The following is a 24,457-nucleotide window of genomic DNA, read 5'->3' on the forward strand; positions in this document are numbered from 1 at the left end:
TTGCGCCTTGAAGGTCCAGCTGCTGCTGTTACACTTCGTCGCGCGGGCACCTCATCCTGAGGCGACGCCAAGAAGACGAAGTGGAAACGCCTGATGCTGCTGCCCCTGTCCGATGTGCCGCGCTGGTACGCTCAACGCAAACCCGAAGGCACCGTCGCCGTTCAGCATGGGCAGGATCGGCTGACCTGGGACCAGCTCGAGCGTGGCGCCAACCGGCGCGCGCGGGCATTTGCGGCAAAGGGCGTCAAGCCCGGCGATTTCGTCGCGATCGGATTGCCCAACGGCAATGCGTTCTTCGAGACCACGTTCGCGGTCTGGAAATGCGGCGCGACGCCGACCTCGCTGTCATGGCGGCTGCCACGCGGCGAAGCCGCGGCCGTGCTTGAGATTCTCAAGCCCGCGCTGGTGGTCGGCGGCGAGGTCGACTGGAATGCGCCGAACCGGCTGCCTGCGGATTTCGTGCCGGAAGGTTTTTCCGACGAGCAGATCGACCCGCCGGTGGCGCGCTACTGGAAGGCCATGACCAGCGGCGGCTCGACCGGCCGTCCCAAGGTGATCCTCGACCACAATCCCGCGGTCGTCGACACGGTTACACCGCCGCCGCTCAACATGCCTTTCGGCGCCTCGCTGCTCAATCCGGGCCCGCTCTACCACAATGCGCCGTTCATCGTGTCGCACCACGCGCTGTTCGGCGGCGGCAAGCTCACCGGCCTCGTCAAGTTCGACGCCGAGGAGACGCTGCGGCAGATCGAGCGCGAGCGCGTGCAGTGGGTCAATTTCGTTCCGACCATGATGCATCGGATCTGGGCGCTGCCGGAGAACGTCCGCAATTCTTACGATGTGTCGAGCCTGCAGACCGTGTTCCACATGGCGGCGCCGATGCCGCCCTGGCTCAAGGAGAACTGGATCGCCTGGCTCGGGCCCGAGCGGGTGTGGGAGCTCTATGGCGGCACCGAGCGGCAGGGCGCCTGCATCATCTCCGGCACGGAGTGGCTGGCGCACAAGGGCTCGGTCGGCAGGATCGGCGAGACGGCGAAGCTCCGCATCATCGGCGAGGACGGCAACGACGTCGCGCCGGGGGAGACCGGCGAGATCTACTTCCTCAACAATGACGGCAAGGACGCCACCTACCACTATCTCGGCGCGGAGCCGAAGCGTCGCGCCGACGGCTGGGAATCGCTCGGCGATATCGGCAGGCTGGATGCCGAAGGCTATCTCTATCTCGGCGACCGCTTGGCCGACATGGTGCTGCGCGGTGGCGCCAACATCTATCCCGCCGAGGTCGAGGCCGCCGTTTCCGAATGTCCCGGCGTGCGGTCCTGCGTGGTGGTGGGCTTGCCAGATCCGGAATTGGGCCAGCGTGTGCACGCCATCATCGAGCCGGAGGCGAACGCGGACGGTCAGGCGATTGCGGATGGCATGGCGGACTTCCTGAAAGACAGGCTCAGCCGCTACAAGCATCCCGAGAGTTTCGAGATCGTCAGCACGCCGCCGCGCGACGATTCCGGAAAGGTTCGCCGCACGTTGCTGCGCGACGAGCGCGCGACGTGGATGAAGGAGGGTCGTGCCTTCCGTATCATGCCTGCGAAGGCGCCGGCCGGTGCGCTCGCGCGGGCTTGAGCGTCAGAGCATCCTGCCGATGATCTTTTGTCATATCTGCTGCCGAAAACGCGCGCAGCGTTTCGGTGCGGACATTGCCGAGTGCGCTGAGACTAAGGCTGAGCGACATTGCGGCAGCCTCATCCGGTCAGGACAACGGCCGGGCAAAACTGAGCTCGTGACCATCGAGGTCAGTGAGATGAAAGTAGCGCTCGCCCCATTCGGCATCGCGTGGCGTGGTGCTCGGCTGCCATCCCGCTGCCAGCGCTCGCTCGTAGAGCGCGTCGACGTCGGCGACGTAGAAGATGACGCGCCCCCACCAGGACCAGCGCTTGTCCGGCTGCACAGTCAGATTGAGATACCCCGTGCCGGCGCGAAAGCTCGTGAATGGTGCAGCCTCACCGCCGTGCAGGATCTCGAATCCGAGCGAGCGGTAGAACTGCACAGCACGGTGCATGTCGTGGATGGCGAGAGTGATGGCGCTGATGCCCTCGATCATGATGGCGGCTCCTAACCAGAGTTTGGGCTTGGAGCCGATTGTACAGCCGCCAAGTGCAGGTTTACGATGAGCCGAGCGCCAGATTGCCGGTCCCGCCTTGCGGCTGGCGAACTGCATCCTGCTCTGCTATGAGGGGGCCGAACCCGCCGAGCGGGTTCCGCGGTCCCGTAGCTCAGCCGGATAGAGCGACGGTTTCCTAAACCGTAGGTCGGAAGTTCGAGTCTTCCCGGGATCGCCATTTTGTCGCTTGTTGATGCCGAGCCTCAACCCCCAGAGCGAGAGCTTCGAGCGACTGAATGAGGCATCGGACTGGCAAAGGCGCGTCACTATCGGAGTAGATCGCCGGCGGCAGCCGCGAGACGTTCGGCCAGCATGATGACCGTGAGATTGGTGGGCGTCGAAGGAATCTCCGGGAAGATCGATGCATCGATCACTCCAAGCCTCTCAACCTGACGTACGCGGCCTGCGCCGTCGACTACGGCATTCGGATTGCGATTGCCCCCCATCGCTACTGTGCCGCAGCCATGATGAAAAGTGTCGAGCTCCCGCTCAATCGCCTGTAACGCTGCGGCACCGTCGATGATCTCGGCACCAGGAACAAGTTCGTGGTCGATCAATTCGGCAAGCGGCGCTGAGCCAGCGATTCTTCGGGCTAATCCAAATCCTTCGACAATGCGGCGACGGTCGCTCGGATCAGCCAGGAGATTGTAATCGATGACCGGCGGCGTGAGCGGGTCGCGGCTTCTCAGCATGAGGGTGCCGGCCGATTTCGGTTCCGTCACGGCCACAGCGAGCGTAAGCCCGCGACTCGTCGGACTCTCGGGGCCCTCAAAGTTTGACGCCGTGACCTGGAGATCAAGCGCGCCGTCAGCAGCCTCAGCGGACCGCGTCCAAATGGTCGCGGCGCGGGCAAGATGCATCTTCCCAGCCTCGGCTTTCAGGGCATATCGATTGTAGTAAAAGGGATGGTCGAGCAGCCTCCTCCCGACAGGAAGGTCCGCGACCACATCGATTCCAAGTCTCTCGAGGTCGCCCGCTGGGCCGATGCCGGAGCGCATGAGAATGGCCGGACTGCCATACACGCCCGCGCAGAGAATGAAGACATCGGCTTCGACCGCTTCTCCGCCAGCGAGGCGGAGGCGGGTTGCACGCGAGCCATCAAACTCGATGCGATCAGCCATCACGCCGCCGCGTATCGTCAAGTTGGCGCGGGATCGCACGTTATCTGGCAGATAGACGATGCCCGTATTCTGGCGGACGCCATCGACGACGTTCATCGGATCGATGCCGACGCCATGCTGCACTGGTCCGTTGAAGTCGTCGATGGCGTAGAAGCCTGCCTCCCTGCCGGCCTCGACGAAAGCGCGGAGTGGTGTTGCGACGTCCGCGGGCGAGGGCTGACGGATCGGAAATGGGCCGCAGCGTCCATGCCATTCATCTGCGCCGGTCGGCGTATTCTCCAGCGCCCGATAGCATTCAAGGACCTGTGCGAAGTCCCAGTCTCGGAGACCATGCTTCCGCCATCTGGCGAAGTCCGCGGGCAGCGCCCGCTTTGCGACCGCGGCATTGATCGCCGATCCGCCTCCGAGAACTCGTGCTGCCTGGGCGGCGATCGTGCAACCGAGACGGCCGGGCTCGCTGCGGTAGCCCCAGTCGTAATCTGCGCCGCCGCCCAGCCTGTCCGCATCGGCCAGCGCGGGCGGATAATCGGTCGCGCGCGGCGCGTCGCCCGCTTCGAGAAGCAGGACGGTGCGCGCCGAAGCTTCGCTGAGCCGGTTGGCAAGGACGCAGCCTGCTGATCCGCCGCCGATGATGACGATGTCATAACGCATCGCGTTCCTCGTGTGTTTAGTGGCGCGAACCAGGGGCTCGCTCTGGATTCGGCGGTTCGTCCCTACGCTGGAAAAAATCCAGAACTAGACGAGCGACCTCTGCCGGATTTTCGTCCGCAGGCCAGTGGCCAGCGTCCCTTATGAGGCCGCCTCGCACATCGTGGGCAAGCGGTTCCCAGGCGTCGAAGACATGCTCACCATAGCTGCACTCGCCGCCCAGCGCGAGAATGGGGATGTTTAACCTTGTGCGCGAGGCTTCCTTGTGGTCCTCCATGTCCTGCCAGACGGCAGCGTAGTAGTTGATGCCCGCACGCAATGCCCCAGGCTTCGAGATCTGGCGCACATACTCCTCAAAGTCTTCCGGAGTTACCGCGGACGGGTTGCAGGCAGCGTGCCAGAAAAACCATGTCAGCAGGTCCAGCTCGCGGCCTCGGATGAAGTGCTCGGCCACCTCGGGAATCGTGAAGAAGCCAAGCTGCCAGGCGCTGCCCGCGTTTCGATCCGGCCTCGGCGCCATTTCCTGCTCATAGCCGAAACCTGGCAGCGCATATTCGATGACGCAAAGCCGCTGCACGAGACCCGGATAGCGTGCCGCGAGTTGGTAGGCGACCCCGGCGCCATGGTCGTAGCCGACGACATCGATATGCTGGAGGTCGAGCTGACTTAGAAGCTGCTGCACGTCGGCGGCCATGGTCCGCTTGTCGTAACCTGCAGGCGTGATGGTCGTTCCTCCGGTGCCGCGAAGGTCCGGCGCGATGACCTTATGGTCGGACGCAAGCGTCGCCAGCACCCGCCGCCACATCAGCGAATGCTGCGGGAACCCATGTAGCAGAAGAATAGCGGGCCCTTCGCCCGCGATGAGATAGTGAAGATCGAGCCCGTTCGCTTTTGCCTTCCGGTGCCCGATCCTATCGGAAGGTGCGCTCGGCGTTGTCCGCTGAATGGTCTGTGGCTCCATCGAAATTCTCCTTGCGAGCTGCCTGAGATAACCGAGAGATGGTCGCTTGGAGCCGTCATGGAAGTTGGCAAATTCACGCATGGCTTGATCGATGAACTAGATCACCATTCGATCGTGCCTTTGTGGCTGCTGGCAAACCGATGCGTTGGAACAAGGCTTGTTGGAACAATGAACTTTCTAATCTCAAGCTTCCTCGGTTCAGACCAGATCGACGATGTCTTGAAACGCTGTTTAGCTCCTGACGTTCTTCGCCGGTGAACCGTCGGAGCGGCAGTCCGCAAGAGGTCCCGAGACGGTGCGTTTTGCATGGGCTATCGTCGCGGTTTGCTGGGCTCGTCGGCGCAAAAATTGCTAGAAGCGAACGGCTTCCTTCCTGGCCTGGCCCGGCACGTCCCGCCACGCCTCACTGCCCATCCGGAGACGACAATGCCTTTCGACTTGATCCTGCGCGGCGGCCGTGTGGTCGACCCGTCCCAGAAGCTCGATGCCGTGACGGATGTCGCATTTTCGGGTGGCAAGGTCGCCGCCGTCGGCAGCGGGCTCAAGGCGGATCCGGCGACTGAGGTCCGCGACGTCTCGCAGCTCATCGTGACGCCGGGCCTGATCGATCTCCACACCCACGTCTATTGGGGCGGCACCTCGCTCGGCATCGATGCCGAGGAATTCTGCCGCGCCTCCGGCGTCACCACCTCGGTCGACACCGGCAGCGCCGGCCCCGGTAATTTCGCGGGCTTCCGCAAGCATGTGATCGAGCCGAGCCAGGTCCGCATCCTCGCTTATCTCCACGTCTCCCATGCCGGCATTTTTGGCTTCTCGCACCGGATCATGGTCGGGGAGAGCGAGGAATTGCGGCTGATGAATCCGATCGATGCGGCCAAGGTCGCGGATGCCAACCGCGATCTCATCGTCGGCATCAAGGTGCGCGTCGGACTGCACTCCTCGGGCACATCGGGGACCGTGCCGCTCGACATCGCGCTAGAGGTCGCCAACGAGGTCGGCATGCCCTTGATGGCGCATATCGATCATCCGCCCCCGACCTATGAAGAGGTGCTGGCCCGCCTGCGCCCCGGCGACGTGCTGACCCATGCATTCCGCCCGTTCCCGAACACGCCGGCGACCGCGCAAGGCACGGTGAAGAAGGCGGTGCTGGACGCGCGCGAGCGCGGCGTCTTGTTCGATATCGGCCACGGCAAGGGCTCGTTTGCGTTCAAGACCGCGCGCGCCATGCTCGCCAACGGCTTCTATCCGGACACCATCTCATCCGACATCCATCAGCTCTGCATCGACGGCCCCGCCTTCGACCAGGTGACGACGATGTCGAAATTCCTCTGCATGGGCATGTCACTGTCGGACGTGATCGCGGCCTCGACCGAGAACGCCGCAATGGCGTTGCGGCGGCCCGAGCTCGGCAGCCTCAAGCCGGGCAGCGTCGGCGATGCCACGCTGATCTCGGTCAAGCAGGGTCAGTTCGACTATGAGGACGTGGTCGGCGAGCACCTGATCGGCGATCGCAGGATCGTCTCCGAAGGCGTCGTCATCGGCGGTCGCTGGTGGCATCCGAATTAGGGCTTTGCCTCTTCCCGTGAGAACGGGGAGAGGAAACTACTCGTTCTTGTCCACATTCCAGAACATCGGCGTCGCCGGGCCGTCGATCACGCCGGTGAGCGATTTGCGCCATGCACTCGGCGCCTGGAACTGGCCGAGCGGAACGTAGATCACCTGATCGTAGGCCTCCTTCTGTATGTCGAAGGCGATCTTCTTTTGCTCTTCCGGTGAGATGGCGCGGGCAAAGGCGTCGCGCAGCTCCTCGAGCTTGGGGTCCTCGGACCAGCCGTACCAGCCGCCACTCGTGCCCTTGCCGCCCATTGGGACGTTGACCAGCGGGTTCAAGGAGTCGGCCGCGCCCTGGTAGGTGAAGAACATGTTCCAGCCGCCTTCCTTCGGCGACTTCTGGTTGGCGCGACGGGTGACCACGGTCTGCCAGTCCATCGCCTGAAGATCGACCTTGAAGCCGGCCTCGCGCAGGAGCTGTGCGACCACGACCGGCTGCGCTTTCAGCAGGATCTGGTCGGTCGGCGCCAGGATCACCACGGGCGTGCCGTCATAACCGGCCTCGGCCAACGCCTTCTTGGCGTCCGCCATGCCGTTGCCCTTGACCAGGGTCTCGCCGCCGGCGTCGCTGGCGAGCGGCGTGTCGCAGATGAAGAATGCGCCGCAGAACTTGTAGTATTTGGGATTGCCGATCTGCGCGTCGAGCACGTCCTTCTGGTTGATCGCAAGCATCGCGGCGCGGCGGATCTTCACATTGTCGAACGGCGGATGCAGGAAGTTCATCCGGCCGAACGACTGGAATCCGAACTTGTTCAGGATCGACACGTTGATGTCCGGATTGGATTCGAGCGCGGGCAGCATGTCGAACGGTGGCGTTTCAACGAAATCGACATCGCCTGATTGCAGCGCGTTGAGCGCGGTCTGTGCGTCCGGCATCGTCAGCCACTCGACGCGGTCGACCTTCACCACCTTGCCGCCCGATGTCCATTCCGCCGGCTCCTTGCGCGGCACATAGTCGGTGTTCTTTTCGTAAACGGCTTTCACGCCGGGCTGGAATTCGCTCGCGACGAACTTGAATGGGCCGGAGCCGATCTGCTCCGGAATCTGCTTGGTGATCGGGGTCTCCGCCAACCGCTTCGGCATCATGAAGGCGACAACGGCCGACGGCTTGGCGATCGTCTCCAGCACGAGGCCATAGGGCTCCTTCAGCTTGAGGACGATCGTCTTGCCGTCCGCGGCTTCGATGCCCGCGGTGAAGTCCACCAGCTTGCGCGCCATGCCGTCGACGCTCGTGCACCAGCGCTTCAGCGAGGCGACGCAATCCTCCGCCGTCACCGGGGCGCCATCATGCCACTTCAGGCCGTCGCGCAGAATGAAGGTGTAGGTCAGCCTGTCCGCGGACACCGTCCAGTCGGCCATCTGCGGCTGCACCTTGAAGCTGGAATCGATGCCGAGCAGCGTATCGTAGACCATGTAGCCATGGTCGCGGGTGATGATGGCCGTCGTGAAGCCGGGGTCGGTGATGCGAAGGTCCGATTGCATCACCGCAGTCAGGACTTTCTTTCCGCTCGCGGCCGATGCAGCCGACGACCAGGCCAGGGGAAGTGCCGATGGGGCAACGGCCGCAAGCTGAAGCAGTTTCCGTCGCGAGACGTGAACCATTCGCAATTCTCCCGATGCAAACGAGATCAGATGGCGGCTGCCGATGACGGGCAGCGTATGGCGGGGAGCGAGGCGCGACAAGCAGGCTTGCTCCCACCAATCTGAAAATCGTTGGTAGACCGAGCAAGGGCTGTGCCGCCGAAGCCTGCGATGCAGCAATCGCCAAAAGTCGTCTTGCCTTGGACTGGCGCGCGTCAGTCGCGTCCTGCTTCCATGATCGCCTTGGCAAGGCGTGCTGGATCGGAGAAGCACAGTTCATGGCTTCCCGCCACCTGCACCAGGCGGAACAGGCCGAGCTTCTCCGAGAGCCGCGGATGCCAGCCATAGCTGTGCGGCCATAAAGATCGATCGTCCTGTCGACCAGGGCCCTGACATCGGCCTCGTTGCGGACGTCGGCCCGGACGAACGACGCACTGCCACCGCCCGCCTTGATCTCGTCCTCGACCCGCGTCCCGCGTTCGACATTGCGTCCGCCGTACACGACCTTGCCGCCCTCGGCGGCGATCATGCACCTCGTCTAACGCCTTGGCCCGAAAGGCGTTCGTCGCTGAACGACGTTCTGCTCATTGGGGCCTGCGCGGACCTGTTCACCCATGCCGCAGTGTTCAAGACGTCGCAGACTCGTTCCGCTGTGCCGGTCGATCTCTGGCAGGCATCGCAGGCCCTCGGCGCAGTGGCGAACAGTTTGGCCAGCGCCGCCGGCGGTTCGAGTCTTCCCGGGATCGCCATTCCTTCGCGCTGCCACCTTCGTTCCCTTTGCTGGGACGCGTTCCGAGCTTGGCAGCCTCCTGCCAGACCGCGTCCGTCGCGCGCCGGAGAACGCGACACGCTTGCGGCCACATCTGCGCGAACTGCGTTAGATGTTGCTGAGGTTCCTGATCCACCGCATACCGGGGTCTCGGTGTACCCGCTCGTGCCAAATCAGGCGGTAAGAAAAGCTTGGGCTGTTCGGCAGCAGCAGAACTTCTAGTCCCGCTACATTTGCGAGCCTCTCGGCCACGCGCCGAGGAACGCATATGACGAGATCGGTCTCGGCGATTATCCAAGGCATCGACATGAAGTAGGGCGTGCGCAAAGTCGTCCCGGCCGACACGACCCCTAACTCCCGTAGAACCTCATCGGGGAGCATGCGACCGCCTTCGGGGTACATCATAATCGCCTGAGGCCACACGGCGATGCGCTCCAGAATGTCTCCTTGCATCGAGAGGCACGGATGTTCTCGACGAACAAGGCAGGCGTAGTCATCCTGGAACAACTCGCGATAGTGGAAGTCTGGCGGGAGATCCGCATCGGCATCGAGTGCGCAGTCGAGGGCGCCGCTCTCGAGATCCGAGAACGTATTCGGTCCGAACGGCACCACGTCGAGGCACACGCCCGGGGCCTCGCGCGCGACCTGCGCGGCAAGCCTGCTCAATACCGTTACTGAGCCATAGTCTGTTGCGCCGATGCGAAAGGTTCGCCGCGCCGCCGCAGGATCGAAGCCGTCCCTCTCGAACATCCGCTCGAGCGCAGCGAGAGCATCGGCTACGAGCGGTTTGAGCGCTTCGGCTCGGGCGGTCAGTGAATATCCCTTGCTGGTGCGAACGAGCAACGGATCGTCCAGCGCTCGCCGGAGGCGCTCGACGGCACGGCTCGCGGCGGGCTGACTCAAGCCCAGCACCTCTCCGGACCGTGTGACGCTCGCGGTGTCGAGGAGCGCAGAGAGCATGCGCAGGGTTTTCAAATCAATCTGGTCGAATCGTGTATTCGGTTCGCGCATGTTCAGCATGCTAGTTGCGGCATTTTCCGAATACAAGCGCACGGGTAAGGTGGCCACAATCAATCCGGAGCCGCCTATGAACACTACGTTGCTCGCCCTCACTCTCGCCGCCACCACACTCGCGAGTGGGTCCGCTCTTGCTCAGACAGGCGGACCGGCCGCAGGCGGCCCAGGCGCCACCGCCACCAATGCTGGTCCGTTCGAGACGCAACCTTGGGGGCCGCACGGGCGGATTGAGAATCCCCGGTACACGGTCGAGCGCGTCACATACCCTAGTGGGGGGACGGAGGTGGTGGGCAACCTGTTCACGCCAGCCATTCCCGGACGAAAGCCGGCTGTCGTCATCATCGGCCCAGTCGCCTTCGTGAAGGAGCAGTCCCCGGTGCAGTATGCTTCGCGCCTCGTGCGCGAAGGCTACGCCACCCTCGTGTTCGACCCACGCCATCATGGCGAGAGCGGTGGCAAGCCGCGTCGGCACGAGAGCGGGGCGGCGAAAGTTGAGGACCTGCGCGCCTCGATCGACTTCCTGGTCGCCCGCGAGGACGTGGACTCGGATCGCATCTTCATCCTCGCTATCTGCCAAGGCGTGAACTGGGGCATCGAGGCTGCCACCCTCGACGCACGCGTGAAGGCACTCGCCATCGTTGCCGGTCACTACCTGACGCCCGATGTTACGAGGATGTATGTGGGCGATACCGCCGAGGCGCGCATACGCCGCTCGGGCGAGGCCGAGGCTCGGTTCAAGGCAACGGGCGAGGTCTCCTACATTCCCGTCGTCTCCGCCCAGCCGACGCCACCCGATCCGACGGCGCTGCTGACTGCGCCTCCGATTCACCAGTTCTACATCCGCTGGGCTGACCGTGGCCCGTTCTGGAACTTCCACGGCCTGTGGGAGAACCGGATTGCTGCTATGTCCGAAGGGGCGATCTGGAGCCACGACGTGCGCGCGGTGATAGCGGGCCTCGCCACGCCGACCCTCATGGTCCATGCCGACCGCGCGGCCTCGGGGCCGCAGATCCCGCGAGACCTCTTCGAGATGATACCGGCAGCGCGCAAGAAGCTCGTTTGGCTCGGGTCACAGAACCAGCTCCAGTTCTACGAGGACCCGATCACCATCGACCAGGTGGTGCCTCACGTTGCCCGCTTCTTCTCCGGCGGGGCTGACCGTGCCGAACGGCAGTGATGTAGCCGCCGTGCGCATGATGCTCGCCTGCGCCTGCAAGTCCCCGCGCTGCGTGACGTCGGTTGCACGATGAATCGGTTGGTCGCCCGCGGCCTCACGCCTTCCTACACGTCTCCCGGAGCTACAGCGACCTTGCAATGAGCAGCTTCATGATCTCGTTGGTGCCGCCATAGATCTTCTGGATGCGGGAATCGATGAAGATACGCGAGATCGGGTATTCCTGCATGTAGCCATAGCCGCCGAACAGCTGGAGGCACTCGTCGGCGGTCTGGACCTGCTTGTCCGAGCACCAGTATTTCGCCATCGACGCGGTGACGGTGTCGAGATCCCCGGCGACCAGGCGCTCGATGCACCAGTCGACGAAGACGCGCGCGATCATCGCCTCCGTCTTGCGTTCGGCGAGCGTGAAGGCGGTGTTCTGGAAATCCATCAACGGCTTGCCGAACGCCTTCCGTTCCTTGGTGTATTCGGTGGTGAGCTTGACGGCGCGCTCCATCGAGGCGACGGCGCCGACCGCGAGCGCAAGGCGCTCCTGCGGCAGCTGCTGCATCAGCTGCGCAAAACCCTGGCCTTCTTCCTTGCCGAGCAGGTTTTCCGGGGCTACCTGCACATTGTCGAAGAACAGTTCCGACGTATCGGAGGCGTGCAGGCCGATCTTGTCGAGGTTGCGCCCGCGCTTGTAGCCGTCCGCGCCCGCGGTCTCGACCACGAGCAGCGAAATGCCCTTGGCACCCAGCTCGCCGGTGCGGGCGACCACGATGACGAGATCGGCGGCCTGGCCGTTGGTGATGAAAGTCTTCTGGCCGTTGATGACGTAGGAATTGCCCTGCTTCTTCGCTGTGGTCTTGACGGCCTGAAGGTCCGAGCCGGTGCCGGGCTCGGTCATGGCGACGGCGCCGACCATCTCGCCCGAGGCCATCTTCGGCAGCCAGCGCTTCTTCTGCTCCTCCGAGCCGTAGTTGAGGATGTAATGAGCGACGATGGCGCTGTGCACGGAGACGCCGGTGGTCAGCTCCGGCACGGTGCTTTCGAGGTCGTCCAGCACGGCTGCGTCATAGGCGAAGGTCGCGCCCAGGCCGCCATATTCCTCCGGGACGCTCGCCAGCAGCGCGCCCATTTCACCAAGCCCGCGCCAGGCGAAGCGATCGACCATCTTCTGCTCGCGCCATTTCCCGGCATGCGGCGCCAGATCCTTGGCGAGATATCTCCGGAACTGGTCGCGGAAGACGTCGAGCTCTTCGGTCATCCAGGAGGAGCGGTAGGACATGGCGGCCTCGGTCGTTGATGGCGATGCGCTCGCCCAGCCGTGCCACAAGGCCAGCGGCGGGCGCAAGCCCGCCGCGTTGCTACGCCAGCGGCGGCCGCCCATGATTGTGTCTTGAGGCTGCGCCGGCCGTTGGCCTATCCTGCCTGCGCGGTTTTGCCGCCGTCGATGATGAATTGGCCGCCGGTCGCGTAGGGATGATCGTCCGAGGCGAGCATGAGTGCGAACGCCGCGACCTCCTCCGCGCTCGCCACGCGCTGCATTCCCGGAACATGGCTTTTGGCCCATTGCGCGATGGCCACGTGCCAGGCAGCATCGGGAAGATTTTCCATGCCGGCGAGCCGGCGGATGAACGGGGTATCCGTGGTGCCGGGGATCAGGGTGTTGATGCGGATGCCGTATTGGGCATATTCGAGTGCAGCGGCCTGCACCATGCCGACAAGCCCGCGCTTGGCCGCGGAATAGGCGGAGCGGTTCGCCGTCGTGGCGATGGCGTTGGACGACGAGGTGACCACGATCGATCCGCCGTTCTGCAGCATGTGCGGAATCTGGTACTTCATGGACAGGAAAACGCCGCGCAGGTCGGTATTGATCACGTCATCGAACTCGGCAGCGCTGTACTGATGCAGGGGCTTTTCGATGGAGATGCCCGCATTGTTGAAAGCGACGTCGAGGCGGCCATGAAGATCGATCGTCTTGTCGACCAGGGCCTTGACCTCGGCCTCGTTGCGGACGTCGGCCCGGACGAACGACGCATTGCCACCGCCCGCCTTGATCTCCTCCTCGACCCGGGCCCCGCGTTCGACATTGCGTCCGCAGAACACGACCCTGCCGCCTTCGGCGGCGAACATCAACGCAGCGGCGCGGCCGATGCCCGAGGTGCCGCCGGTCACGATGATGGTCTTGTCGGCGAAGCGGCGCTTGCCGCTTGGCTTCTGCTGCGGCAGCGTCGCGCCCTGGCCAAGCGCCATGCCGCCGGCAAGGCCGCCGATGGCACTCGCCAGCATGCCGAGTGCGGCACCGCCGACCAGATGACGCCGCTTTACGCGGGAGGTTGCGGTGCTATGCTGCATTTCGGTCATTTCGAACTCCCGGCCGCTCCATCTAAACAGTGTTAAGATGGATAGCCCGCAATCTGAACAGTGTCAAGTTAGGCATGACAAAACCGAATGCGCCCGCGCGCGCCAAGCCGAGCCCCAGGGTTCCGAAGCTTGAGGCCGGCTATCATCATGGCGAGCTTCAGGAGGCCCTGATTGCGGCGAGCGAGGCCATTCTTGCCGAGCACGGCGCCGAAGGCTTTACGCTTCGCGAGGCCGCCCGCCGCGCCGGCGTGTCTCCGGCCGCACCGTCACATCATTTCGGCAATGCGCAGGGCCTGCTGACGGAGGTGGCGATCCGCGGCTATGACGCGCTTGCCGGCGCGCTGCGGGATGCTGCGTCTCGCAAGCAGGGCGCGCGCGAAAAGCTCCAGGCCCAGGGCCTCGCCTATGTTGAATTCGCGCTGAAGCATCCCGGTCGTTTCCAGATGATGTTTGCCAACAAACGCCTTGTCGCGGACGATTCGCGCCTCAGGCAGGCGAGCAGGACGGCCGGCCGCGAGTTCGAAACCATCATCGCCGAACTCGTCGGCGGGACGCCGAAAGAGGCGAAGACCGCGGCCGCGGCGGCCTGGTCAACCGTCCACGGTTTTGCCAAGCTTGCGCTGGAGGAGAAATTCGGCTCGCTGAGCAGCGAGACCGGATACCGCGAGATCATGACGACGCTCAATCACGTCCTGAACTATCTCTGGCCGGCGGGCGACGCACGCCGCTAGATGCAGATCGAGGGGTGAACGCATCATGACGGCCAAGGCGACAGAGCTCAAGCTCGACATCGAACGGATCGGGACGGTCTCGGCGACATTGATGCAGCCAGCCAATGCGCGCGCCTGTTACGTCCTGGCACACGGCGCGGGCGCCGACATGCGGCATTCCTTCATGGAGAAGGTCGCGGCGGGGCTCGCGGACCGTGGCATCGCCACGTTCCGCTTCAATTTTCTCTACATGGAAAACAAGCAGGGCCGTCCCGACCAGCCGGCGGTCGCGCACGCCACCATCCGCGCGGCGGTCGAGGAGGCGGCGCGGCTGTGCCCCGGCGTGACGCTCGTTGCCGGCGGAAAATCGTTCGGCGGACGCATGACGTCGCAGGCGCAAGCGAAGACGCCGTTGCCCGGCGTGAAAGGGCTCGCCTTCCTCGGCTTTCCTCTGCATGCCGACAAGAAGCCCTCGACGGAACGGGCCGAGCACCTCGTCCAGGTTGAGATTCCTATGCTGTTCCTGCAAGGCACGCGCGACGGGCTCGCCGATCTCGGCCTTCTCAGGCCCGTCGTCGCGGCGCTCGGCGCGAAGGCGACGCTGCATGAGGTCGAAGGCGGCGACCACTCCTTCGCGGTGCTGAAGAAGTCCGGCCGCACCAACGATGAGGCGCTCACAGAGGTGCTCGACACGCTCACGGCCTGGATCCACCAACTCGCCTGAGGCTCAGGCCGAATAAAGCCCCTTGTCGCGCGCCTTCTGGATTGCGAGTGCAGCGATCAGGTCGAGCGTCGGGGTCGACAGGCCCGCGGTGCGCGCGAAGGCGGCGGGCGCCTTCACCAACACGTCGATCTCCATGGCGCGGCCGAGCTCGTAATCCTGCAGCAGCGATGGCTTGTGATTGGGGGCGGGGCCGCTGCGTGTGACGCGCTTGACCTCGGGGATGAAGTGCTGCGCGATGTCGTTCGCCTCGTTCAGCATGCGCGGAATGACCTCGGCGAAGGCGGGGTCGTCGCGCACGCCGCGCGCGGTCTGTCCGGTCAGCAGGCACAGCACCGACAGCGACATGTTGGTCAGCAGCTTTGACCAGATCGCCTCGCGGATTTCGGCCACCGGCGGCGATTCCAGCCGGGCGTCATTGAAGACGCCGCGGAGTTTCGTGATGCGTTCGCAATTGCGGTCGTCGCATTCGCCGATCAGGAGGCGGTTGCGGTCCGGCGTCAGGTTCTGCACGACGCCGGGCGCGGTCACCTCGTTGGAGGAGAACACCACCCCACCGATGATCCGCTCCTTCGGGATGCAGGCGCGCAGACGTCCACCTGGATCGAGGAAGGAAATGTCCGGCGGCGTCGGGTGTCGCGGCGGCAGGCCGATACCGTACCACCAGGGAATGCCGTTCTGGGCGAATACGATGGCGGTGTCGTCCTGGAGCAGCGGCTTGATGCTGGAGACCAGTCCGGTCAGCGCCGTGGCCTTGAGCGTCGAGATCACCACATCCTGCGGGCCGAGCTGGGCCGGATCGCCCGAGGCGTTCACCTTGGCCGAGACCTCGGAATCGCCGACGCGCAACTTCAGGCCATTGGCGCGCACCGCCTCGAGATGCGCGCCGCGCATCACGCATGAGACTTCGTGGCCGGCGCGCGCGAGCCTGACCGCGAGATGGCTTCCGACGGCACCCGAGCCGAAAATGCAGATGCGCATGTATATGTCCCGTCCCTGATCGCTTTGCCTGGTCTCTCGGTCGTCGCCCGGCCGCAGCATGACACAAGCCGCCATGCGATGGGCGCGGCCGCCCCACGCCGGAAAGATATGGATCGGGGTCTACAGCCTCGTCCATAGTGCGCGGCAACCAATAAGACCGGAGGATCGCCGATGACTGCCAGCCCTGTCCTGTGGACCCTCGACGAGCGCGGGGTTGCGACCGTCACGCTCAATCGCCCGGAGGTCAACAACGCCTATGACGGCGCCCTGATCGCCGGTGTGCTCGGGGCCATGGACGATCTCGGCAAAAAGCCCAACCTCCGTGTTGTCGTGCTCCGGGGCAACGGCAAGCACTTTCAGGCCGGCGCCGACCTCAAATGGATCAATGGCGTGCGGCCGCAATCGCCTGATGCGAACGAGGCGGCGTCCCGGGCGACGTTCGAGGCCGTGCAGCGGCTCAACACGCTGCCGATCCCGACCGTCGCGTTGGTGCAGGGCGGCTGCTTTGGTGGCGGCACCGGCGTGATTTCGGCCTGCGATGTCGTGATCGCCGCCGACAACGCCCTGTTCTCCATCACGGAGGTGCGCTGGGGTCTGACCGCCGCGATCATCATCCCCCAGCTCTGCGATGCCGTGAGTGTACGGCAAGTCCGCCGTTACGCGTTGACCGGCGAACGCTTTGGCGCCGAAGACGCCCGCCGCATCGGCCTCGTCCATGACGTCGTGCCGCTCGCCGATCTCGAAACCGCCGGCGCCAAGGTGGTCGAGCAGCTGCTCGCCAACGGACCGGAGGCCGTGGCCGAGACCAAGCGGCTGGCGCTGGAGAGCTCGTTCGGCGGAAAGGCCGTGGACGATGCGGCGTACGCGCGGCTCGTGCAACTGCATTCGCTCAAGCGCCAGAGCCCGGAGGCGGCGGAGGGGCTGGCTTCGTTCGCCGAGAAGCGGGCGGCGAACTGGGGCGGCGGGAAGACGTGACGGTTGCGCGGTGAGCCTCACAGCGAACTTGCGAGCGACGTCTTGAGCAGCGCCAGCAGCGCCTGCACGGCCGCCGCATTGCGCCGCCGCTCGGGGATGGCGGCCTTCACCCACAACTCGGGAATCGGAAAGTCGCGCAGCACGGGCTTGAGCGTACCGTCACGCAACGCATCCGCGACGAGATAGTGCGATATCAGCGTGATGCCGTTCCCGGCGATCGCGCTGCGCGCCAGCACATGTCCTTCGTTGGACGAAAGCAGCGGGCTGACCTGGATGCTGATGCGGCCGCGCGGTCCGTCAAAGATCCATTCCGGACCGGTCGGCAGGAAGCTGAGGCAGCGATGCTCGACGAGGTCGCGCGGATGCTTTGGCGTGCCGTGCTTCTTCAAATAGGCCGGTGAGGCGCAGAGCAGCCGCTTCAGCGCGCACAGCGGCTCGTCGACGACACCGCCGAAGGAATGCGGAAAGGCGCCGATCGCGATGTCAAAGCCTTCGGTGACGGGATCGACCGGACGATCGATCAGCACGATCTCGAGCTTTAATCGCGGGTTCTGGGTCTGGAAAGCGCTGAACGCGTCCGCAAGCCGCGCCACCGTCAGCGAGGTCGGTGCCTTGATACGGAGATGATCGACGAGATCGTGGCCCTTCTCGCCCATGCGCGAGAGCAAATCGGTGGCGTCGGTGACCACGCCGCGCGCGCGATGCACATAGCGTTGACCGGCGTCGGTCAGCCGCATTTGCCGGGTCGAGCGCTGAAACAGCGGCGTGCCGATCCGCGCTTCCAGCTGCGTGACGCGCTTGGCCACCACAGAGGTCGAGACACCGAGTTTTCGGGCGGCCGCGGAGAATCCGGCTGCATCTGCCGTGGCGAGGAACGCTTGGAGGTTTACCAGGATATCCATGTCGACCTTTCTCGATTCGAGAAAGCTGATCGCGTATATTGGTGGATTGTAGCCTGTCTCGCGTTAATTCATAGTCGGGCCAAGCAAGAGATTTTCAGGGATAGGACGCGCCATGCGGGCCACGACGATCGAAGAACCAGCGCGCCAGGTGCCGCTTTACGGCGAATACGAAGTCGTCGTGCTCGGCGGCGGCCCGGCCGGCATTGTGGCGGCGGCATCCGCAGCGCGCGCCGGACGAAAGACGCTGCTGATCGAGCGCTATGGCTTTCTCGGCGGCATGGGCACCGCGGCAGGCGTCACCAATTTCTGCGGTCTGCATGGCAATGTCTTTGGCCAGGCCCACCGGCTGGTGCAGGGCATGGCGTCTGACCTGCTGGCGCGGATCGATCATCTGAACGGCCTCAACACGCCACATCTGATCCTCGGCAAGGTGTTTGCCCAGGCCTATGACACCGCGGCCTACAAGATCGCAGCCGACGAGCTGCTTGTGAGCCACAAGGTCCACATCCTCTTCCACGCACTCGGCGCGGGTGTTGTGATGGGCGATGACCGCCGTATCGACGCGCTGATGGTCGAGACCAAGGCGGGCCGGCAGGCGGTGCGCTCAGAGATCTTCATCGATTGCTCCGGCGACGGGGATCTCGCAGTCTGGGCCGGCGCGCCGTTCGACATTGGCGATGAGCACGGCCATCCGATGTACCCATCGATGATGCTTCGTCTCAACGGCATTGACCCCGCAAAGGCCGGCGATGCCTGGCGGACCATCCCGCAATTGATGGAACAGGCCACCGCCGCCGGCACGCACAAATTCCCACGCAAGAGTGCGATCGTGCGGCCGCAAAAATCCGGCATCGAATGGCGGGTGAATTTCACCCAGATCGCGCGCGAGGACGGCCACGCCATCAACGGCGTCGAGCCCGACGATCTCACCCGCGGCGAGATCGAGGGCCGCAAGCAGGCGCTCGCAGCCTTTGAATTCCTGCGCACTGTGCCGGGGTTTGAAAAATCCTACATCGTCGATCTGCCGCCGCAACTCGGCATCCGCGAGACCCGCCGCATCAAGGGCGGCTACCAGCTCAGCGGCGAGGACGTGCTCGGCTGCGCCTCGTTCGAGGATTCCATCGGCGTCAATGGCTGGCCGATCGAGGCCCATGTCCCCGGGGACGTCGTCTTCACCTTCCCGCCGATCCCGGAATCGCGCGGCTATAACGAGCTGCCGTACCGGATGCTGGTGCCGGAGGGCGTCGATAACCTCCTGGTCGCCGGCCGCTGCGCCTCGATGACCCATGAGGGGCAGTCGGCGGCACGGGTTTCCGGGGCCTGCTTCGTGATGGGGGAGGCAGCCGGTTCCGCAGCCGCCCTGGCGCTGTCCGGAAACCGGATTCCACGAGAAATCCCGGTTGAAATATTGCAGGAAACGTTGAAACAACAGGGCGCCTTCATCGGGCGGGACCAGCCGGTGCCCGAGGGCCTGTAACGGACTGCAAGAAGAACCATTGGAGGAAGCGGGATGATCGGGATTGCGCGGCTCGCGGCAGCTGGCCTTTTGGCGATGATGGCGATGGGCACGGCCCGGGCCGAAGACGCACTGAAGGCCAGGATCGGCGTGCTCCGCCTGTCGTCCTCCGCGCCGGTCTTCATCGCGCAGGACAAGGGCTATTTCCGCGAGGCCGGCCTCGATGTCGAGCTGAAATTCTTCGATGCGGCACAGCCGATCGCGGTCGCCACCACCTCGGGCGACGTCGATTTCGGCGTCACGGCTTTCACCGCCGGCCTCTACAATCTCGCCGGCAAGGGCGTGCTGAAGGTGATCGGCGGCATGAGCCGCGAAAAGGCCGGCTATCCCCTGATCGGCTATTTCGCCAGCAACAACGCCTATGCGAGCGGCCTGAAGACGCCGAAGGATCTCGCGGGCAAGCGCATTGCGGTCACGCAGGTCGGATCATCCTTCCACTATTCGCTCGGCCTGCTCGCCGACAAATACGGCTTCAAGCTCGCCGAGGTGAAGATCGTGCCGCTACAGTCATTGTCGAACGCAGCCGCCGCGCTGAAGGGCGAGACCGTCGATGCGGCGCTGCTGCCGATCTCGACTGCGCGAAAGCTGATGGACGAAGGCGGTGCAAAATTCCTGGGATGGGTCGGCGACGAGACGCCCTGGCAATTGGGCGCGGTGTTCGCCTCGCCGAAGACGCTGACCAACAAGGTGCTGGTGACAAAATTTCTCGGTGTGCTCGCCAAGGCCGATCGCGAATATCACGACGTGATCCTCGCCGCGATGAAGGACGGTGTTGCCCCGATCAACGACAAGACAAAGCCGCTGCTGGAGATCATCGCAAAATACACCAACCTGCCGGTCGAGCAGGTGGTCGGCAACTGCGCCTATATCGATCCGGACGGCAAGCTCGACGTCAAGAACGTCGACAACCAGATCAAATGGCTCCAGGAGCAGGGCTTTGCTGACAAGGGCTTTGATGCCAATACGATCATCGCCAAGGATTTTGTGAAGGCGGACTAACCCGTCGTCATTCCGGGGCTCGCGAAGCGAGAACTACGGTGCGCACTTGCGCACCTGAGAATCTCGAGGTTCCGGGTCTGGTCCTTCGGACCATCCCGGAACGACGGAGAACAGGATAGACGAGACAGAATGGACCTGATCGCCAACCACATCTCCCACCGCTTCGGCGATCTCGCCGTGCTCGACGACGTCTCCTTCACCGTCGGCGCCGGCGAGGTGGTGGCGATCGTCGGTCCCTCGGGCTGCGGCAAGAGCACGCTGCTGTCGATCCTCGGCGGGCTGCTGCAGCCGACGTCGGGCGCACCCGAGTTGCGCGGCGCGCCGCCGGCGGACAGTCTCAATCCGCTGACCTTCGTGTTCCAGGATTTCGCGCTGCTGCCCTGGGCGACGGTCGAGGAGAACGTCGAATTCCCGCTGCTGCACACGCAGGTCTCAGCCACGCAGCGCCGTGCGCTGGTCGAGGATGCGCTGCGCCGCACGGGACTGACCGATTTTCGCAAAACCTACCCGAAGCAGCTTTCCGGTGGCATGCGCCAGCGCGTCGGCATTTCGCGCGCGCTCGCGGTGAGGCCTGCCATCCTGCTGATGGACGAGCCGCTGTCGGCGCTGGATTCGCAGACGCGCGAGCTGTTGATGGAGGATTTCGTCCGCCTGCTCGCCGATGGCGGCATGGGCGCGGCCTATGTCACGCACAATCTCGAAGAGGCCGCGCGGCTGGCCGACCGCATCGTGGTGCTGTCACGGCGACCGGGGCGCATCCGCGAGGTCGTGGCGGTGCCGATGACGCGTGCCGAACGCGGCGAAATCGCTGCGCGCGAAAAACTGCTCGCGCTGCAGAACCAGATCTGGTCGCTGATCCGCAACGAGGCGATCGATGCCGAGCGCGAGGTCCAGCATGCTTGATCGCGCGACGGAGCCATCAACCAAGGACGCCGTGACGCGGCGCGTCCATTTTCGCGGCGCAGGCTTCGTGCCGGCCTCCAGCCGTTTCGGCGGCTGGATCGCGCTCGCGCTGGTCATTGCGATCTGGCAGGCGGCGGGCAGCACCGGCCTCGTCAATCCGTTGTTCCTGCCGGCGCCGTCGGCCATCGTGCGCGCGATCTACGAGCTCGCGCTGTCGGGCGCGCTCTGGCAACATCTCTCGGCGTCGCTGCTGCGCATCGGCGTCGGCTGGCTGCTGGGGACGACGGCCGGCGTTGCGGTCGGCTTCGCCATCGGCCTGTCGCGGCTTGCGCGCAGCATCGGCATCACCTTCATCTCGGCGTTGTTCCCGATCCCGAAGATCGCGCTGCTGCCGCTTCTGATCCTCTGGCTCGGCATCGGTGAAGAGCCGAAGATCGCGACCATTGCGCTCGGGGTGTTCTTCTCGACCGCGATCTCAGTCTATAGCGGCGTCGATGCAGTGCCGCGCAACCTCATCCGCATGGCGCAAAGCTTCAACGTTCCCTTCGCCACCATCGTGCGCAAGGTGGTCTGGCCGGGCGCGTTGCCTGCGATCCTCGCCGGCTTCCGCATCACGGCCTCAGTGGCGCTGCTGCTCGTGGTCAGCGCCGAGATGATCGGCGCCCAGTACGGCATCGGCGCTTTCGTGCTCCAGGCCGGCAATTTGATGCAGACTGATCAGCTGCTCGCGGGCGTGGTGATCCTGTCGGCGTTCGGGCTTGTGGTGGGCAGGGTGATCAATTGGCTGGAGATCAAGCTGCTGCACTGGCGGTAGTCACAGCCGTCATTGCGAGGAGCACTTGCGACGAAGCAATCCAGAATCCCGCCGCGGAAAGATTCTGGATTGCTTCGCTGCGCTCGCAATGACGGATGTGGTTAGTCGTGATCCTCACGCGTTTCCGCGGTCCTCGCGAAACAGATCCAGCTTTTGCTGCACCGGCCGGTCCGAGAAGCTGAACAGCACGGCATCCTCGTCCGCCTCGTGCGTCACCCATTGCCAGCTCGGCACTACGAACAGATCGCGCGGGCCCCACTCGAAAACCGCATCGCCAATGCGGCTGCGGCCCCGGCCTTCGATCGGGCAGAACACGGTCGCATCCGTCGCGCGATAACGCGCGGTCTTGAAGCCCTTCGGCAGCAACTGGATGAAGGTCCCGATGGTCGGCATGGCGAAATCGCCGGTCTCGGGGTTGCTGAACCTGAGCTTCAGCCCATGGCAGGCATCCCAGTCCTGGCTCGTCCTGGCTTTCTCCAGCGCCTCGCGGGTGTAGGCATAGGGGTAGCTGAAGATCGGCGAGGTCTTCGATGACCGCTTCACGTCGACCGGCAGCAGATTGTGGCCGTAGCGGGCAAAGCTGTCGCCGGCCGGCTTTGTGATCTTCTGCTGGTCTTCCCTGGAGCCTTCCGCGAAGGAGCAATCGAAGAACTGCACCAGCGGAATATCGAGGCCGTCGAGCCAGAACATCGGCTCGCTCGTCTCGTTGGAATGATCGTGCCAGGTCATCGACGGCGTGATGATGAAATCGCCGGGCTCCATCGCGGTGCGCTCGCCGTCGACGGCGGTGTGGGCGCCCTTGCCTTCGAGCACAAAGCGCAGGGCCGACTGGCTGTGCCGGTGCGCGGGCGCCACGTCGCCGGGCACCACCATTTGCACGCCGGCATAAAGCGATGTCGTGATCCTGGACTGGCCGCGCAGGCCCGGGTTCTCCAGCACCAGCACCCGCCGCTCGGCTTCCTTGGCGGTGATCAGCTTGCCCGCTTCGGTCATGTAGTCACGGATGACGTCGAACCTCCAGAGGTGCGGCCGGCAGGCGCTCTTCGGCTCCGGCGTGATCAAATCGCCCATCACGGTCCACAGCGCGGTGAGATTTTCGCCGTCGATCCTCTTGTAGAACGCCTCGCGTTCCGGCGTCTTGGTCACGGCTTCCATGGTGCGGCTCCCGTCGTTTTGTTATTTGACAGTATACTTACAGTCTGGGTAGCGTCAACTTGACGAACGACTTACAAGGTCGTCATTCCGGGGCGACGCGCCAGCGTCGAGCCCGGAATCCATAATCACGACCGGGAGTATGGATTCCGGGCTCTCGCTTCGGGAGCCCCGGAATGACAGACAGGGAGGGTTCCAATGAAGCTGCACGGCTATTTCCGCTCCAGCGCAGCCTATCGCGTGCGGATCGCGCTGAATCTCAAGGGCCTCGGTGCCGAGCACTTGCCGCATCATCTTCGCAAGGGCGAACAATGCGCGCCCGCCTATCTCGCCATCAACCCGCAGGGCCTGGTGCCGGCGCTGGAGAACGACGCTGGCGCGGTGCTGACGCAATCGGTCGCCATCATCGAATGGCTCGACGAAACGCACCCCGACCCGCCACTGCTGCCAAAGGATCCGCTGCAGCGCGCCAAGGTGCGGGCTTTCGCGCTGGCGATCGCCTGTGACACCCACCCGGTGCAGAATTTGAAGGTGCTGGCGCGGCTGCGCGAGCTTGGATTGTCCGAGGAGAAGGTCCAGGATTGGGCCGCCTGGGTCAATCGCGAGGGGCTGTCGGCCTGTGAGACGCTGATCAAGGGCGAACCAGGGCCGTTCTGCTTCGGCGATGCGCCGACGCTTGCCGATCTCTGCCTGGTGCCGCAGCTTGCCAATGCCCGCCGTTTTGGTGTCGATGTCGCGGCCTATTCGCGTCTGCTCAAGGCCGAAGCCGCCGCCAAGGCGCTGCCCGCCTTCGCCAACGCCGCACCGGAGAAGCAGCCCGATGCCGAGTAAGCCTGCCGCGCCGATCACGATAGACGCGGTCTATGCCGCGCCGGGCTATCTGTTCCGGCGCATGCAGCAGATCGCGGTCTCGATCTTCATGGAGGAGTGCAAGGCGTTCGACCTTACGCCCGTGCAATATGCGGCGCTGATCGCGATCCACACTCATCCTGGCATCGACGCGACGCGGTTGTCGGCGGTGATCGCCTTCGACCGCTCCACGCTCGGCAGCGTGATCGAACGGCTCCAGGCCAAGGATTTTGTCGAGCGCAAGCCGGCGCCGGAGGACAAGCGGATCAAGCTGCTCTATTTGACCAAGCCGGGCGCCGCGATCCTGCGCGAGATCATCCCCGCCGTCGAACGTGCGCAGACGCGCATGTTGGAGCCGCTCAAGCCCGGCGATCGCAAGGCGCTGATGGGGCTGCTGGTCCAGCTCGTCGACCTCAACAATGAGGCATCACGGGTGCCGCTGCGAGCGGAGGATGCGTTGGAACATCTGGGGAAGGCGGGGTGAGGGGGCCACGACTATGCTCCTCACGAGGCTATCGCAAGATTTCGTAGGGTGGGCAAAGGCGC

The 24,457-nt window shown here is 64.4% G+C and carries 22 protein-coding genes, 1 tRNA gene and 1 pseudogene; 13 read left to right on the forward strand and 11 right to left on the reverse strand.

Annotated elements, in window-relative coordinates; all coding sequences use genetic code 11:
• The first annotated feature begins 93 nt into the window (after positions 1 to 93).
• Positions 94 to 1,620 (forward strand): AMP-binding protein, encoded by a 1,527-nt coding sequence (locus tag ABID59_RS31960; protein WP_354086005.1) that lies wholly within the window; start codon positions 94 to 96, stop codon positions 1,618 to 1,620.
• Positions 1,621 to 1,747: 127 nt separating this feature from the next.
• On the opposite strand, the gene ABID59_RS31965 is transcribed toward ABID59_RS31960, so the two are convergent.
• Positions 1,748 to 2,098, reverse strand: coding sequence for a VOC family protein (locus tag ABID59_RS31965; RefSeq protein ID WP_354036409.1), 351 nt, complete (start codon positions 2,096 to 2,098; stop codon positions 1,748 to 1,750).
• A gap of 161 nt (positions 2,099 to 2,259) precedes the next feature.
• Between ABID59_RS31965 and ABID59_RS31970 the strand changes: the two genes are divergently transcribed.
• Positions 2,260 to 2,336: transfer RNA gene (locus ABID59_RS31970), tRNA-Arg, on the forward strand.
• An 88-nt stretch (positions 2,337 to 2,424) separates the two neighbouring features.
• On the opposite strand, the gene ABID59_RS31975 is transcribed toward ABID59_RS31970, so the two are convergent.
• Together ABID59_RS31975 and ABID59_RS31980 are read right to left on the reverse strand one after the other, a co-directional pair.
• Positions 2,425 to 3,930 (reverse strand): GMC family oxidoreductase, encoded by a 1,506-nt coding sequence (locus tag ABID59_RS31975; RefSeq protein WP_354086006.1) that lies wholly within the window; start codon positions 3,928 to 3,930, stop codon positions 2,425 to 2,427.
• Between the two features lie 16 nt (positions 3,931 to 3,946).
• Positions 3,947 to 4,969 (reverse strand): alpha/beta fold hydrolase, encoded by a 1,023-nt coding sequence (locus tag ABID59_RS31980; RefSeq protein ID WP_354086007.1) that lies wholly within the window; start codon positions 4,967 to 4,969, stop codon positions 3,947 to 3,949.
• 345 nt (positions 4,970 to 5,314) lie between these two features.
• Between ABID59_RS31980 and ABID59_RS31985 the strand changes: the two genes are divergently transcribed.
• On the forward strand, positions 5,315 to 6,454 hold the full coding sequence (locus ABID59_RS31985; protein WP_354086008.1) for an amidohydrolase/deacetylase family metallohydrolase: 1,140 nt from the start codon (positions 5,315 to 5,317) through the stop codon (positions 6,452 to 6,454).
• A 36-nt stretch (positions 6,455 to 6,490) separates the two neighbouring features.
• Here the strand turns inward: ABID59_RS31985 and ABID59_RS31990 are convergent, their stop codons facing one another.
• The 3 genes and pseudogenes from ABID59_RS31990 to ABID59_RS31995 form a co-directional block, all read right to left on the reverse strand.
• A complete protein-coding gene (locus tag ABID59_RS31990) occupies positions 6,491 to 8,101 on the reverse strand; it encodes an ABC transporter substrate-binding protein (protein WP_354086009.1) in 1,611 nt (536 codons plus the stop codon).
• Between the two features lie 194 nt (positions 8,102 to 8,295).
• Positions 8,296 to 8,436 (reverse strand): annotated as a pseudogene (locus tag ABID59_RS37490) (alpha/beta hydrolase); the annotation flags it as partial.
• Between the two features lie 521 nt (positions 8,437 to 8,957).
• The gene (locus ABID59_RS31995) at positions 8,958 to 9,917 is read right to left on the reverse strand and encodes a LysR family transcriptional regulator (protein ID WP_354086110.1); all 960 of its coding nucleotides are present in this window, start codon (positions 9,915 to 9,917) and stop codon (positions 8,958 to 8,960) included.
• A 235-nt stretch (positions 9,918 to 10,152) separates the two neighbouring features.
• Here ABID59_RS31995 and ABID59_RS32000 point away from each other — a divergent pair, with 235 nt between their 5' ends.
• Positions 10,153 to 11,043, forward strand: a complete 891-nt coding sequence (locus ABID59_RS32000; RefSeq protein ID WP_354086010.1) for an alpha/beta hydrolase — start codon at positions 10,153 to 10,155, stop codon at positions 11,041 to 11,043.
• Positions 11,044 to 11,164: 121 nt separating this feature from the next.
• On the opposite strand, the gene ABID59_RS32005 is transcribed toward ABID59_RS32000, so the two are convergent.
• Positions 11,165 to 12,310, reverse strand: a complete 1,146-nt coding sequence (locus ABID59_RS32005) for an acyl-CoA dehydrogenase family protein (RefSeq protein ID WP_354086011.1) — start codon at positions 12,308 to 12,310, stop codon at positions 11,165 to 11,167.
• A 134-nt stretch (positions 12,311 to 12,444) separates the two neighbouring features.
• The gene (locus ABID59_RS32010) at positions 12,445 to 13,389 is read right to left on the reverse strand and encodes an SDR family NAD(P)-dependent oxidoreductase (protein WP_354086012.1); all 945 of its coding nucleotides are present in this window, start codon (positions 13,387 to 13,389) and stop codon (positions 12,445 to 12,447) included.
• 74 nt (positions 13,390 to 13,463) lie between these two features.
• Between ABID59_RS32010 and ABID59_RS32015 the strand changes: the two genes are divergently transcribed.
• Together ABID59_RS32015 and ABID59_RS32020 are read left to right on the forward strand one after the other, a co-directional pair.
• Entirely contained in the window at positions 13,464 to 14,120 is a 657-nt protein-coding gene (locus ABID59_RS32015) for a TetR/AcrR family transcriptional regulator (protein ID WP_354086013.1), read from the forward strand.
• A gap of 25 nt (positions 14,121 to 14,145) precedes the next feature.
• Complete coding sequence (locus tag ABID59_RS32020) at positions 14,146 to 14,823, forward strand: alpha/beta hydrolase family protein (protein WP_354086014.1); 678 nt, start codon at positions 14,146 to 14,148, stop codon at positions 14,821 to 14,823.
• Between the two features lie 3 nt (positions 14,824 to 14,826).
• On the opposite strand, the gene ABID59_RS32025 is transcribed toward ABID59_RS32020, so the two are convergent.
• Positions 14,827 to 15,801, reverse strand: coding sequence for a ketopantoate reductase family protein (locus ABID59_RS32025; RefSeq protein ID WP_148751888.1), 975 nt, complete (start codon positions 15,799 to 15,801; stop codon positions 14,827 to 14,829).
• Between the two features lie 171 nt (positions 15,802 to 15,972).
• Between ABID59_RS32025 and ABID59_RS32030 the strand changes: the two genes are divergently transcribed.
• Positions 15,973 to 16,776 carry an enoyl-CoA hydratase-related protein gene (locus ABID59_RS32030; protein ID WP_354086015.1) on the forward strand — a complete coding sequence of 268 codons (804 nt, stop codon included), beginning with the start codon at positions 15,973 to 15,975 and terminating at the stop codon, positions 16,774 to 16,776.
• A 17-nt stretch (positions 16,777 to 16,793) separates the two neighbouring features.
• On the opposite strand, the gene ABID59_RS32035 is transcribed toward ABID59_RS32030, so the two are convergent.
• Positions 16,794 to 17,678 (reverse strand): LysR family transcriptional regulator, encoded by an 885-nt coding sequence (locus ABID59_RS32035; RefSeq protein WP_354086016.1) that lies wholly within the window; start codon positions 17,676 to 17,678, stop codon positions 16,794 to 16,796.
• A gap of 112 nt (positions 17,679 to 17,790) precedes the next feature.
• Between ABID59_RS32035 and ABID59_RS32040 the strand changes: the two genes are divergently transcribed.
• The 4 genes from ABID59_RS32040 to ABID59_RS32055 all read left to right on the forward strand — a co-directional run bounded on the left by ABID59_RS32040 (position 17,791) and on the right by ABID59_RS32055 (position 21,910).
• Positions 17,791 to 19,155: an FAD-dependent oxidoreductase gene (locus tag ABID59_RS32040; protein WP_148751885.1), complete on the forward strand. Its 1,365-nt coding sequence runs from the start codon at positions 17,791 to 17,793 to the stop codon at positions 19,153 to 19,155.
• Positions 19,156 to 19,188: 33 nt separating this feature from the next.
• Positions 19,189 to 20,193 carry an ABC transporter substrate-binding protein gene (locus ABID59_RS32045; RefSeq protein WP_354086017.1) on the forward strand — a complete coding sequence of 335 codons (1,005 nt, stop codon included), beginning with the start codon at positions 19,189 to 19,191 and terminating at the stop codon, positions 20,191 to 20,193.
• 129 nt (positions 20,194 to 20,322) lie between these two features.
• Positions 20,323 to 21,096, forward strand: a complete 774-nt coding sequence (locus ABID59_RS32050) for an ABC transporter ATP-binding protein (RefSeq protein ID WP_354036392.1) — start codon at positions 20,323 to 20,325, stop codon at positions 21,094 to 21,096.
• On the forward strand, positions 21,089 to 21,910 hold the full coding sequence (locus ABID59_RS32055; protein ID WP_354086018.1) for an ABC transporter permease: 822 nt from the start codon (positions 21,089 to 21,091) through the stop codon (positions 21,908 to 21,910). Before ABID59_RS32050 ends, ABID59_RS32055 begins: the two co-directional genes overlap by 8 nt.
• 114 nt (positions 21,911 to 22,024) lie before the next feature.
• Here the strand turns inward: ABID59_RS32055 and gtdA are convergent, their stop codons facing one another.
• Positions 22,025 to 23,065, reverse strand: coding sequence for a gentisate 1,2-dioxygenase (gtdA, locus tag ABID59_RS32060; RefSeq protein ID WP_354086019.1), 1,041 nt, complete (start codon positions 23,063 to 23,065; stop codon positions 22,025 to 22,027).
• Positions 23,066 to 23,260: 195 nt separating this feature from the next.
• Between gtdA and maiA the strand changes: the two genes are divergently transcribed.
• Together maiA and ABID59_RS32070 are read left to right on the forward strand one after the other, a co-directional pair.
• On the forward strand, positions 23,261 to 23,893 hold the full coding sequence (gene maiA / locus ABID59_RS32065) for a maleylacetoacetate isomerase (protein ID WP_354086020.1): 633 nt from the start codon (positions 23,261 to 23,263) through the stop codon (positions 23,891 to 23,893).
• A complete protein-coding gene (locus ABID59_RS32070; RefSeq protein ID WP_354036388.1) occupies positions 23,883 to 24,395 on the forward strand; it encodes a MarR family winged helix-turn-helix transcriptional regulator in 513 nt (170 codons plus the stop codon). Before maiA ends, ABID59_RS32070 begins: the two co-directional genes overlap by 11 nt.
• Positions 24,396 to 24,457: the final 62 nt, after the last annotated feature.

It is taken from the genome of Bradyrhizobium sp. S3.3.6 (assembly GCF_040546905.1).
GTDB classification, from domain to species: Bacteria; Pseudomonadota; Alphaproteobacteria; order Rhizobiales; family Xanthobacteraceae; genus Bradyrhizobium; species Bradyrhizobium cytisi.